Here is a 12254-nt window from a genome sequence, read left to right as displayed (position 1 = left end):
CACCGAATCCCCACTGTTAGGCTGACGTCTATGAGTGACCTGCTGGAACGACTTCGCGGACGCGGCTGGCGCATGACGGCCCAGCGGCGCGTCGTGGCCGAGGTGCTCGACGGTGACCACGTTCACCTGACGGCCGACGAGGTCCATGCCCGCGCCGTGGCCAAACTGCCCGAGATCTCTCGAGCGACGGTCTACAACACCCTGGGCGAGCTCGTGTCCCTGGGCGAGGTGCTGGAGGTCTCGACCGACCGGCGCGCCAAGCGGTACGACCCGAACGCCCACCGCCCCCACCAGCACCTGGTATGCGCCCGGTGCGGTGCGATCCGTGACGTCCACCCGGCGGGCGACCCGCTGGCGGACCTGCCCGACGGCGAGCGCTTCGGCTTCGTGGTCTCGGCGGTCGAGGTGACCTACCGCGGCGTCTGCCCCGGCTGCGCGGCCGCCTGACCGATCGCGGAAGAGGAGGCCGGAGCCACGCGCCCGGCCTCCTTCTGGCATGCCCGGACGCCGACACTCGTGGACGGCGGGATGGCGGGCCGCCGGGAGGGTGGGCGCCGCCGACCGTGAGCGCCAGGGCCGCCGTCGGCTTCGACCTGGGCATTCGACTTCGCGACCGGAAACGACTCGAGGCCCGGATCCATGGGATCCGGGCCTCGGGCCTTCAGTAGCGGGGACAGGATTTGAACCTGCGACCTCTGGGTTATGAGCCCAGCGAGCTACCGAGCTGCTCCACCCCGCGTCGGTAAACCCCACTCTACGGGGACGTGGCCGGCATGTGCAAATCCGTTCCTGCGGCCCCACCGCGGCCCCGCCCCGGGGGGCCGATCAGGCCGAGAGCTCCTCCGCCAGGGCGTCGCGCAGCCGGGCGGCGCGCTCGGCGACCTCCGCCGGGCCCAGTTCCATGGCGCGCACGCACCATTTCTGCCCCTCCGCGAGGTCCCCGTGGCGGGCGGCCAGCAGGCCCAGCCGCAGCGCGGCCCGGCCGTGGCCCGCGACCGCGGCCCGGGTCCACCACAGGGCGGCCTCGGGCTCGTTCCCCTCGCGCGCGAGCAGCAGCCCGAGGTTGAAGGCGCCGTTGCGGGAGCCCGCCTCGGCCGCCTCCCGGTACCACCGGGCCGCCACCGCCAGGTCGCCCCGGGCGGCGGCCAGCATGCCGACCCGCACCTGGGCCCGGCGGTGCCCCTGCTCGGCCGCCCGCTCGTACCACTCCTCGCTCTCGGTGCGCGCCGCGCCGCCGACGGGTTCGCCCAGCGCCACCGGCTCCGGCGGCGGGGCCAGCGATTCCAGCAGCGAGGCCAGCCGGAACGCCGCCTCGGCGCTGCCGCCGCCCGCCGCGCAGCGCAGGTGGCGCTCCGCGGCCCGGTCGGCGCCGTCGCGCACGAGGGCGATGCCGACCTGGAGCGCCGCGTCGGTGTGACCGGCCGCGGCGGCCCGCTCGTACCACTTGAGGGCGGTGCGGTCCTCGTCCCGGCTCGCGAAGAGGATCCCGAGGTTGAAGGCCGCGTCCACGCTGCCGGCCTCGGCCGCCTTGGAGAACCAGGGCTCGGCCCCGGCGGCGTCCCCGCCCTGGAGGAGCAGGATCGCCAGGGCGTTGGCCGCCTCGCGGTGACCCGCGTAGGCGGCGCGGCGGTACCACTGCTCCGCCTGCGCGGTGCGCTCCTGCGCCGCGCACAGCAGGGCGAGGTTGTAGGCGCCGTTCTGGTCGCCGGCGTCCATGGCGGCCCGGTACCACTTCTCGGCGGTCTGGGTCTCGCCGCGCGCGGCGTGCAGCGCGCCCAGGGCGTTGGCGGCGTTGCCGTCGCCGTCCTGGGCGGCGCGGTGCCACCAGGCGGCGGCGCTGTCCTCGTCGCCCGCGTCGCGCAGCAGGAAGCCGAGGGCGCAGGCCGCCCGGGCCTCGCCCTGCTTGGCGGAGCTGAGGTACCAGCGGCCGGCCTCCTTCAGCTCGCCGCGGGCCTCCAGCAGGGCGCCCAGGTGCAGCCCGGCGCGGCGGTGCCCGCGGGCGGCGGCCTGGCGGTACCACTGCTCGGCCTCGGTGGGGTCGCCCCGGCGCAGGTGGCGGGCGAGGCGGTACGCGGCCTCGCGGTGCCCCTGCTCGGCGGCGGCCCGGAACCAGCGCTCGACGCCCGGGTCCCCGCGGTGCTCCAGCAGGTCGGCCAGCCCGTACGCGCCCAGGGCGTGGCCGGATTCGGCCGCCTGGCGCAACCAGTACTCGGCGGCGGGCTCGTCGCCGCGCTCGCGGTAGTGCCGGCCGAGGGCGTGCGCGGCGGGGGCGGAGCCGGCCACGGCGGCGACCCGCCACCAGCCCGCGGCCTCGTCGGGGTAGCCGCGCTGGTGCAGGAGGACGCCGAGGTTGTTCGCGGCGGCGCGGTCGCCGGCGGCGGTGGCGCCCCGCAGGTGGGGTTCGGCCCCGACCAGGTCACCGCGGCGCAGCAGGAGGGCGCCGAGCACGCTCATGGCGCCGGGGTCGCCCTTGTCGGCGGCCACCCGGTGGCGCGCCTCCAGCTCGGTCTCGTCGGCCCCCGCCGCGTCGCCGAGCGCTTCTTCCGCGAGATCCGCAACGGTCAGGGCGGTCTGCGCGTTGACAGCGGGGACGGCCCCACCGACCCCCGCGCCCGTCTCGGACTCCGCCCTCACAAACCGCCCTGTCTCCAGCAGAGTTGACCTGTCCCCCATAAATCCCATCGTCGCATCACCTGCTACCCGCGTACACCTGGTATGTCGCAGCCAGTGAGGTCACTACAGCGTTTTGTCGACATGCCCACAGAGAGACAAGTCAAACACGCTCCTGCCCCAACTCACCCGTCCCAGTGACCCCGTGTCTCACAGCACCTGGTCCAGGACATGACGAAGGCCCGGATCCCATTGGATCCGGGCCTTCGTCTTCAGTAGCGGGGACAGGATTTGAACCTGCGACCTCTGGGTTATGAGCCCAGCGAGCTACCGAGCTGCTCCACCCCGCGTCGGTGAAACAACAGTAACACGACGCGGAGGGAGCCTTGACCGGGTTTCCGGCTAGCCGCCCGGCTTGGGCGTCGGGGCCGTCAGCTTCGCCTCCGCGTCGATCGCCCGCTGGAGCGCCGCCTTGATCTCGTCCTGCGCCTTGCCGAAGGCGGTCCAGTCACCCTTCTGACGGGCCTCCTCGGCGGCCTGGATGGCCTTCTGCGCGTCGGAGAGGGCCGCCTTGACCGTCGGGTCCTGCGCGGTCGGGGGCGTGGTGGTGCCCTCGCCCGGCGGGGTGGTCGTCGGCGGGTTCGGCGTCGTCGGCGTCGTCGGGGCCTCGGCTCCGAAGACCACGTTCAGCGCCTTCTCCAGGGTGTCCTCGAAGGCCGTCTGGCCGCCGTAGGTCACCAGCACCTTGCGCAGCAGCGGGTACTTCAGGCCGGAGCTGCGGACGTAGACCGGCTCGACGTAGAGCATGCCGCCGTCGAGCGGGACCGCGAGCAGGTTGCCGTACTCGACCTCGGAGTCGCCACCGCGCAGCAGGCGGATCGACTCGGCGATCTTCGGTTCGGACTGGAACTTGCTCTGGACCTGCTTGGGGCCGTCGACGGGCTTGCTCGTCGGCAGCTTCAGGATCCGGATCTTGCCGTAGTCCGGGGTGCCCGGGTCGGCGTTGACCGCCATGTAGGCGCTCAGGTTGTCGCGCTCGTTCGGAGTGAACGTCGTCGTGAGCGAGAAGACCTGGTCCTTCTCCGTCTGGCCCGGCATCTTCATCGACAGGTAGTACGGCGGGACGGCCGTACCGGCCTTCGTCGTCGGGTCGTCCGGGACGGCCCAGGCCTCACTGCCGCTGAGGAAGGTCTGCGGGTCCGTCACGTGGTAGCGGGTCAGCAGCTCGCGCTGGACCTTGAAGAGGTCCTGCGGGTAGCGCAGGTGGTCCATGAGCGCCTTGTCGATCGCGCTCTTGGGCTTGACCGTGCCGGGGAAGGCCTTCATCCAGGTCTTGAGCACCGGGTCCGCGGTGTCCCACTGGTAGAGGTTCACCGTGCCGTCGTACGCGTCGACGGTGGCCTTCACCGAGTTGCGGATGTAGTTGACCCGGTTCTCCTGGGCCACCACCGCGCGCTGGCTGTTGGTCAGCGAGTCGGCGGTGCTGTCGCCCAGGGTGGTGCGCGAGGCGTACGGGTAACCGTTGGTCGTCGTGTAGGCGTCGACGATCCACTTGATCCGGCCGTCGACGACCGCCGGGTACGGGGCACCGTCGATGGTCAGCCACGGCGCGACGGCCTCGACGCGCTCCTTGGGCGTGCGGTGGTAGAGGATCCGCGAGCCCTCGCCGATGGCGCCCGAGTAGAGGATCTGCGGCTCGCTGAAGGCGAGCGCGTACGCCGCCCGGTTGATCGGGTTGTCCAGGTTGACGCCGGAGTCGCCCTTGTAGCTCGTCTCCTTCTCGCCCTTGTCGTCCGAGTAGTCGAGCTCCTTCTGCGGACCGCCGACGATCGAGTACTGCTTCGTCATCTCGCCGTAGTAGATGCGCTGCTCGAAGTCCGTGCCGAACATGCCCTTGGAGGGCAGGTCGGACTGGGTGAAGTCGGGGGCGCCGTCCTTGACGGTGGTGCCCTTGGCCGCGACCACGCCGTAACCGTGCGTGTACTTGAAGTGGTCGTTGATCCAGTTGTTCTTCGGGATGCCGCCGATGTTCAGCTCGCGGAGCCCGATGACGGTGTCCTGGCCGTTGTACCGGTCGACCGCCAGCGTGGACGGGAAGCCGTAGTAGCCCTTGACCTGCTGGAGCTGCTGGAAGGCCGGCGAGACGATGTTCGGGTCGAGCAGGCGCACGCTGGCGGTGGTGTCCGCCGCCTTGCGCAGGGCCGCCTTGTCGGTGCCGGCGGCGGGGACGCCCGCGTAGTCCTTGACCTCGGCCCCGCCGATGCCGTAGGCGTCGCGCGTGGCCTTGATGTTCTTCTCGACGTACGGCGATTCCTTGGCCTGCTCGTTCGGCTGGACCTGGAACTTCTGCACGATCGCCGGGTAGAGCCCGCCGATCAGGATCGCCGAGAGGACCATGAGGCCGAAGCCGATGACCGGCAGCTGCCAGGTGCGGCGCCACAGGGTGGCGAAGAACAGCACCGCGCAGATGGCGGCGATGGCGACGAGGATCGTCTTGGCCGGCAGGTAGGCGTTGGCGTCGACGTAGCGCAGGCCGGTCCAGTTGTCGGCGGCCTTGAAGTCGCTGGACTTCACGGCGAGGCCGTACCGGTCGAGCCAGTAGGCGATGGCCTTCAGCGACACGAAGAGGCCGAGGAGCACCGACAGGTGCCCGGTCGCCGCGGCGGTGGCCCGGGCGCCCGGGCTGGTCACGCGCAGTCCGCCGTACAGGTAGTGCACGACGACGGCCGCGATCACCGACAGCACGACGGCGGCGAAGCCGAAGCCGAGCAGGAAGCGGTACCAGGGCAGGTCGAAGGTGTAGAACGACACGTCCAGCCGGAACTGGGGGTCCTTCTGGCCGAACGGCACCCCGTTCACGAACATCAGCCAGGTCTTCCACTGGCCGGCCGCCGAGGCGCCGGCGATCAGGCCGACGACGGCGGCGATGCCCAGGAGCAGCCACTTCTTGTACGGGGCGATGCTCATCCGGTACCGGTCGAGGCTCTGCTGCTCCATCGACATCGCGCTCAGCGGCGGTCGCAGCCGGTGGGCGAGCCAGATGTTGAGCCCGACGGCACCGGCCATCAGCAGACCGAAGACGGCGAACAGGCCGACCTTGGTCCACAGGGTGGTGGTGAAGACGGTGGAGTACTTCACGGAGCGGAACCAGAGCCAGTCGGTCCAGAAGCCCGCGAACATGATGAACGCCATGGCCAGTACGGCCAGGACGCCCAGGGTCGTCAGCAGAGTCCGGGCACGCCGGGAGGGGCGGCCGACTCTCATCCGTGGCCCGGAGGGGCCTCCGCCTCGGTCCGGCATCTGGAAAGCCAAGGTGCGCACCTCGAAAGTCGCTGTGTCTGGTGTGGTCTCTGGTGTACTTGAAAGCTGGGTTACTTGGAAGCAGCCAAAGCAGGGCCCCGATCGTAGAGCCCACTCATGCAACTTACTGAGGCTTTAGTCAGTTCCCGGTATCGGGGGTGAAGGAGGCAGGATGTTGTCCATGTCCAACGTTTCCCCCTCCCCCGGCACCCCGATGGCGGCCGGCCCGCTGACCCGTGCCGTCCTCGAAATCGACGAGTACGCCTCCACCCTCGGCTGGGACAAGCCCGCCCGGCTGTTCGCCCTGGTCGACACCGCGCGCCTGCGCCGCTCCGAGCCCGACCTCGCGCGCCGGCTCGGCCAGGACCAGGACGACGCCGGAAAGGCGCAGCTCACCCCGATCGAGCAGGACGAGGTGCCGGCCGGGACCCCCCTGGACAAGTTCCTGGGAACCATCGCCTGGCCCGACGCGATCGTCGGCTGCGCCCTGACCGTGGAGCGGCTGATGCTGCCGCCGTCCGCCGAGGCCTCCGTCCCGGCCGGGCTCAGCGACAAGCAGCTGACCAAGTGGGTCGCCACGCACCCCGACCGGCAGGAGGTGCGGCTGACCGTGGGCGTGCTGCGCGACGGCTCGCGCGAGTCCGCCGTACGACTGCGGGACAAGGACTCCACGAGCGAGGTGCTGACCGGGGCCGGTCTGGTGCCGGGCCTGGCCGACGCGCTGGCGGCGACCTTCCTCGACTAGCGGGTGCGCGACCGGCCGGTGCGCGACCGGCCGGTCCGCGCCGCGGCGGGCCCGGGGGCGAGGGACCCCGGGGCGGCCGGCGGCGGCACGGTCACTTCGCGGTGCACCGCGGCAGGTCCGCGGTGTCGCCCTTGCCGATCCTGCGGAGCGAGTCGTACGCGTCCTCGATGGTGGAGACCTTCACCAGGGTGAGGCCGTCCGGCACGTGCGAGGAGGCGGAGGCGCAGTTGTCGGCCGGGGTGAGGAAGTACTCGGCGCCGGCCTGGCGGGCGCCGATGGTCTTCATCTGGATCCCGCCGATCGGGCCGACCCTGCCGGCGTCGTCGATGGTTCCGGTGCCCGCGATGAACTTGCCGCCCGTGAGGTTCTCCGGGGTCAGCTTGTCGATGATGCCGAGCGCGAACATGAGCCCCGCGCTGGGGCCGCCGACGTCGGCGAGCTTGATGTCGATCGGGAACGGGAAGGTGTGGTCGGTGCCGGCCCGAATGCCGACGATGGCGTGGCCGTCGTCGGGGGCCTTGCCCGCCGTGATGGTGATCTTGCTCGTGGTGGTGGGCTCGCGGCCCGCCTTCTCCGCCTCCGCGGCGTCGGCCGCGGGGACGACGGTGAAGACGACGGGCTCGCCCGGCTTGTGCTTCGTCACCAGCTTCGCCACGTCGGCGGGGTCGGTGACCGGGCTCCCGTCGACCTCCTTGATCACGTCCCCGGCGTGCAGCTTGCCCTCGGAGGGGCTCGCCTTGACGACGGTGGAGACGACGACGCGCGCGCTGACCGGGATGTTCAGCTGCTTGAGGGCGGCCACCTTGGCGCTCTCCTGCGACTGGCTGAACTCCTCCGCGTTCTCCTGCGTCGACTCCTTGTCGGTCTTGCCGTTCGGGTAGAGGTTCTCGTGCGGTACGACGATGTTGTCGCCCGCCAGCCAGCCGTAGACGGCCTCCACCAGGTTCATGTCGTAGTCGGCGCCGGTCACGCGGACCGTGGTCATGTTCAGGTGCCCGGTGGTCGGGTACGTCTTGTGCCCCGAGATGTTCAGTACCGGCTCGCCCCGCGAGTCACCGAGCGTGTTCACGGTCGGGCCCGGGCTCATCTCCGAGTACGGGACCCTGATGAACACCCCGGCACAGAGCAGGGCGAACAACACCAGGGTGGAAGCGAGCATCGTCGCAGTGCGGCGTGGCATGGATCGACAGTACGGGACGGGCTCGGCGGACGGCCCCCGGGGCCGGTCCGTACGGGGCCCGTGCGGGGAACTCTCAGGGGATTCTCAGCGGGGGGCGCTCACGGGACGCTCAGACGGCGTCGGAACCGGAATGTGCCTTCTCCTGCGTCCTCGCCCGGTCGGCCTTGTCCATGACCTCGCGGAACCTCGCGTAGCCGGCGAGTTCGGATATGTCGCCCTGGGTGCGGTCGCGCGCCGCCCAGCTGCCCCATATCGCCGCCCCGATCGCGGCGAACAGCGGAATCAGCAACCACGCCAGTGACGCCATGGACGTGCCTCCCTGCCCGTAGAAGTGCGTGTCGTCGGTGCCTTCAACGCTCGTTCCCGACAGGGGGTTACGCAAATCGAGGGCGTGTTGCGCGGCCGAACGGGTGTGAGGGTACCCCCGACCGGGGGCGACCCTCGCGCGGGGGGCGTGGAAGCACGCCGATCCCGCGCCGGCCTCGCGCGGCGCCCGCCGTCAGCAGGCGCCGACCCACTCCTCCGTGCCGTCCGAGAAGGTCTGGTGCTTCCAGATCGGCACCTCGTGCTTGAGGTCGTCGATCAGCATCCGGCAGGCCTCGAAGGCCTCCCCGCGGTGCGGGCAGGAGACGGCGACGACGACGGCGAGGTCACCGACGGCGAGGTCGCCGACGCGGTGGACGGCGGCCAGGGCGCGGACCGGGTACTTGGCCACGACGCGCTCGGCGACGCGCCGCATCTCGGCCTCCGCCGACGGATGGCAGGAGTAGCCGAGCGAGTCGACGTCGGCGCCGCTGTCGTGGTTGCGCACCGTCCCGACGAAGAGGGTGGTGCCGCCCGTCGCGTCATCGCCTACGGCCCGGAAGACCTCGTCGATGGAGAGCGGGGTCTCGCGGATCTCGAGCAGCCGGATCGGGTCCGGGGCGGCCTGCTCGCCGGGGTGGTCGAAGTGCGGTGCCATGCTCCCATCGTGCCCCAGTGGCTGACGTGGCGGAATAGCTCTTTCGCCCGGGGCGGGCCGCTCCCGTTGGGAGCCTCCTACAGGAGACCGGGCCCGGTCCCGGCCCGGGTCACAGCCCCCGGCGGCGGCGGGCGCGGCGCACGGCCGCGGCGGCGCCGAGCAGGGCGACCGTGGCACCGGCCGCGCCGGCGGCCGTCGCGGCGTCCTTGCGGCCCAGGCGGCGGCCCGCGACGGTGTGCCGGCCCGCGACCTCCTGGAGCAGCTCCGCGAGGACCTCCTCGTTGGTCCAGCGGGGCCGCCAGCCGGCCGCGTGGAGCCCGCTGACGCTGACCACCCACGGGTGCATCGTGTACGCGAGGTCGCCGGCGGGAGAGGGCGTCAGGCCGATCCGGTGCAGGCGCGCCGCGGCGCCCAGGGCCACCGCCGAGGGGAGCTCCATGCGGCGGATGCCGCTCAGCTCCTCGACCTCCTCCTGTTCCAGCCACCCCTCGCAGCCGACAGCCAGCTCGCCCTCGGCCTTCTCCAGGGCGGCGTACTCCAGGGCGCTGACCAGGTCCTCGACGTGACAGAACTGCCAGGTGGGCCGGGATCCGGCGACCACGAGCAGGCGCGGGGACTCGAAGTAGCGGGTGAGGGCGGTGTCGGTGCCGCCGACGAGGACGGCCGGGCGGACCACGGTCACGTTCAGACCGGGGTGCGCGCGCGGGGCGCGGCGGCCGAGCCGTTCGATCTCCAGCAGGTCGCCGACGCCGGTGGCCTCGGCGGTGGCGCGCAGCTCGGAGTCCTCCGAGAGCGGGATGTCGTTGTCGGGCAGGGCCCCGTAGACCATCGCCGAGGTGCACAGCACGACGCGGTGCACGCCGGCCGCGGCGGCGGCCGTCAGGACGGTCTGGGTCCCGCGCACGTTGTACGCGGTACGGGCGGCCGGGTCCGTCTCCAGGTCGAGGTCGAGCGCGAGGTGGACGACGACGTCGGCGCCGCGCAGCTTCTCGGCGATGGCGGGGTCGCGGACGTCGAGGACGTGCCACTGCGCGGCGGCGCAGTCCCCGCGCCGTTCGTCGATGGCGACGACCTGCTTGACCTCGTCGGACTCGGCCAGCCGGCTCACCAGGGCCGCGCCGACCCCGGAGGCGGCGCCGGTGACCGCGATCACGGGGCTGCGTCGTCGGGGACCGGCCTCGTTTCGCGGCGGGCGAACGCCGGGGGCGCTCTCGCCGTGGTCAGGGCGGTTTTCGGCGTCGTGCGGCGCGCGAGCCTGCGGATCTGGGGAACTCACCGGGCGTCTCCAGCGGTTGTCTTCAGTGGGGACGCGCCGTGACGCGTACCCACCAGGTGATGTCCATCCTGCCGCAGCCCAGGAGTCGGCGGAGCACCGAGCCCGGAAGCGGGAGTGGTGTCTACGCTGGGTGGTGTTGTCGGACCATTGCCCGTCGGCACCCGCCGACGGCCCTACGAGCCGAGGAAACCCGTGAGCGACACCCCATTCGGATTCGGCCTTCCGCCGGAGGAGCCGGAGAACGGCGACGAGGGCAAGAAGGGCGGCCAGGGCGGGCCCGCGAATCCGTTCGGGTTCGGCCCCGGCGGCCTGCCGGGCGGCGGGGACAACCCGTTCGCCGCGATGTTCGGCTCGATGAACCCGAATGATCTCGGCGCCGCCTTCCAGCAGCTCGGCCAGATGCTGAGCTACGAGGGCGGTCCCGTGAACTGGGACATGGCCAAGGACATCGCCCGTCAGACCGTCGCCCAGGGCACGGCCGACGGCGTCAAGGACACGAGCGTCGGCGTCGCCGAGAAGTCCGCGGTCGAGGAGGCCGTGCGCCTCGCCGACCTGTGGCTGGACGGGGTGACCTCGCTGCCCTCCGGGGCGAACGCGGCCGTGGCGTGGAGCCGCGCCGAGTGGGTCGAGGCGACCCTGCCGGTGTGGAAGGAGCTCGTGGACCCGGTGGCCGAGCGCGTCGGCGCGGCCATGGGCGGCGTCCTGCCGGAGGAGATGCAGGCCATGGCGGGCCCGCTGCTCGGCATGATGCGCTCGATGGGCGGCGCCATGTTCGGCCAGCAGATCGGCCAGGCCGTGGGCACCCTCGCCGGCGAGGTCGTCGGCTCGACCGACATCGGTCTGCCGCTGGGCCCGGCGGGCCGGGCCGCGCTGCTGCCGCTGAACATCGAGGGCTTCGGCAAGGACCTGGGCGTCCCCTCGGACGAGGTCCGGCTGTACCTGGCGCTGCGCGAGGCCGCCCACGCCCGCCTGTTCGCGCACGTGCCGTGGCTGCGTTCGCACCTGTTCGGCGCGGTCGAGGGCTACGCGCGGGGCATCAAGGTCGACACCTCGAAGCTGGAGGACGTGGTCGGTCAGCTCGACCCGTCGAACCCGGAGCAGCTCCAGGAGGCCCTCCAGGGCGGGATGTTCCAGCCGCAGGACACCCCCGAGCAGAAGGCCGCGCTGGCCCGCCTGGAGACGGCGCTCGCGCTGGTCGAGGGCTGGGTGGACGCGGTGGTCCACGAGGCGGCCAAGCCCCGTCTGACCTCGGCCGACGCCATGCGCGAGACCATGCGCCGGCGCCGTGCCTCGGGCGGTCCCGCGGAGCAGACCTTCGCGACGTTGATCGGTCTGGAGCTGCGTCCCCGCCGGCTGCGCGACGCCTCGCGGCTGTGGGCCTCGCTCACGGACGCGCGCGGGGTCGACGGCCGCGACGGGCTGTGGGAGCACCCGGACATGCTGCCGACGGCCTCCGACCTGGACGACCCGGACGGGTTCGTGCACCGGGAGCAGCTGGACTTCTCGGAGATCGACAAGATGCTCGGCGAGGCCGCCGAGAAGCGCGACCAGGGTGAGGGTGACGAGAAGAAGTGAGCCTGCACGAGGACGCCGTCCTGGTACTGAAGGCGTACGAGGGGCACGACGAGGCGCAGCGCGAGCTGCGGGACGTCTACCTGGAGCACCTGGCCGCGCACCCCGACGGGGTCTACAAGCCCTGCGAGGCGGGGCACGTCACCGGCAGCGCGCTGGTGATCGACCCCTCGCGGGGCCGGGTGCTGCTGACCCTGCACAAGAAGCTCGGCCTGTGGCTCCAGATGGGCGGGCACTGCGAGGCCGGCGACGGGACGCTCGCGGAGGTCGCGCTGCGCGAGGCCGTCGAGGAGTCCGGGATCGCCTCCGGGCTGACCCTGGTGCCGGGAGGTCCGGTGCGTCTGGACCGGCATCCGATCCCGGCTCCGTGCAACTGGCACCTGGACGTGCAGTACGCGGCGCTGGCGCCGGCCGACGCGGTGGCGGAGATCAGCGAGGAGTCGCTGGACCTGCGCTGGTTCCCGTACGAGGAGGTGGCGGCGGTGGCCGACACCTCGGTGGTGCGGCTGCTGGAGGACACCCGGGCGCGGCTCGGCGTCTGATCCGGGCGCGCCGGACGTGACGCGACGTATGACGCGAGCGGCGTGACGCGACGTACGTGAGGGGGCGG

10 protein-coding genes and 2 tRNA genes are annotated in these 12254 nt (G+C 72.2%); 4 read left to right on the top strand and 8 right to left on the bottom strand.

Features of this window, described 5'->3' with window-relative positions; all coding sequences use genetic code 11:
- Nucleotides 1-30: 30 nt before the first annotated feature.
- Nucleotides 31-447, top strand: a complete 417-nt coding sequence (locus AB0D01_RS02875; RefSeq protein WP_363053195.1) for a Fur family transcriptional regulator — start codon at nucleotides 31-33, stop codon at nucleotides 445-447.
- A gap of 218 nt (nucleotides 448-665) precedes the next feature.
- Here AB0D01_RS02875 and AB0D01_RS02870 read toward each other — a convergent pair.
- The 4 genes from AB0D01_RS02870 to AB0D01_RS02855 all read right to left on the bottom strand — a co-directional run bounded on the left by AB0D01_RS02870 (nucleotide 666) and on the right by AB0D01_RS02855 (nucleotide 5910).
- Nucleotides 666-739 (bottom strand) — tRNA-Met (locus AB0D01_RS02870).
- 86 nt (nucleotides 740-825) lie between these two features.
- Nucleotides 826-2682: a tetratricopeptide repeat protein gene (locus AB0D01_RS02865; RefSeq protein ID WP_363053194.1), complete on the bottom strand. Its 1857-nt coding sequence runs from the start codon at nucleotides 2680-2682 to the stop codon at nucleotides 826-828.
- Nucleotides 2683-2886: 204 nt separating this feature from the next.
- A tRNA-Met gene (locus AB0D01_RS02860) sits at nucleotides 2887-2960 on the bottom strand.
- Nucleotides 2961-3012: 52 nt separating this feature from the next.
- Nucleotides 3013-5910, bottom strand: coding sequence for a UPF0182 family protein (locus tag AB0D01_RS02855; protein WP_363053422.1), 2898 nt, complete (start codon nucleotides 5908-5910; stop codon nucleotides 3013-3015).
- 172 nt (nucleotides 5911-6082) lie between these two features.
- Between AB0D01_RS02855 and AB0D01_RS02850 the strand changes: the two genes are divergently transcribed.
- Nucleotides 6083-6655 carry a PPA1309 family protein gene (locus tag AB0D01_RS02850; RefSeq protein WP_363053193.1) on the top strand — a complete coding sequence of 191 codons (573 nt, stop codon included), beginning with the start codon at nucleotides 6083-6085 and terminating at the stop codon, nucleotides 6653-6655.
- 91 nt (nucleotides 6656-6746) lie between these two features.
- Here the strand turns inward: AB0D01_RS02850 and AB0D01_RS02845 are convergent, their stop codons facing one another.
- From AB0D01_RS02845 to AB0D01_RS02830, 4 genes are all read right to left on the bottom strand, one after another.
- Nucleotides 6747-7835, bottom strand: a complete 1089-nt coding sequence (locus AB0D01_RS02845) for a PDZ domain-containing protein (RefSeq protein WP_363053192.1) — start codon at nucleotides 7833-7835, stop codon at nucleotides 6747-6749.
- Between the two features lie 109 nt (nucleotides 7836-7944).
- Nucleotides 7945-8142: a hypothetical protein gene (locus AB0D01_RS02840; protein ID WP_363053191.1), complete on the bottom strand. Its 198-nt coding sequence runs from the start codon at nucleotides 8140-8142 to the stop codon at nucleotides 7945-7947.
- A 192-nt stretch (nucleotides 8143-8334) separates the two neighbouring features.
- A complete protein-coding gene (locus AB0D01_RS02835) occupies nucleotides 8335-8796 on the bottom strand; it encodes a molybdenum cofactor biosynthesis protein MoaE (RefSeq protein WP_363053190.1) in 462 nt (153 codons plus the stop codon).
- Nucleotides 8797-8905: 109 nt separating this feature from the next.
- Nucleotides 8906-10072, bottom strand: a complete 1167-nt coding sequence (locus AB0D01_RS02830) for an SDR family oxidoreductase (RefSeq protein WP_363053189.1) — start codon at nucleotides 10070-10072, stop codon at nucleotides 8906-8908.
- A 192-nt stretch (nucleotides 10073-10264) separates the two neighbouring features.
- Between AB0D01_RS02830 and AB0D01_RS02825 the strand changes: the two genes are divergently transcribed.
- Entirely contained in the window at nucleotides 10265-11647 is a 1383-nt protein-coding gene (locus AB0D01_RS02825; protein ID WP_363053188.1) for a zinc-dependent metalloprotease, read from the top strand.
- A complete protein-coding gene (locus AB0D01_RS02820; protein ID WP_363053187.1) occupies nucleotides 11644-12186 on the top strand; it encodes an NUDIX hydrolase in 543 nt (180 codons plus the stop codon). Before AB0D01_RS02825 ends, AB0D01_RS02820 begins: the two co-directional genes overlap by 4 nt.
- The last annotated feature ends 68 nt before the right edge of the window (nucleotides 12187-12254 follow it).

It is taken from the genome of Streptomyces sp. NPDC048606 (assembly GCF_040650855.1).
Taxonomy (GTDB): domain Bacteria; phylum Actinomycetota; class Actinomycetes; order Streptomycetales; family Streptomycetaceae; genus Streptomyces.
Note: the sequence above shows the minus strand (reverse complement) of the source record. Positions and strands in the feature narration are given on the sequence as shown.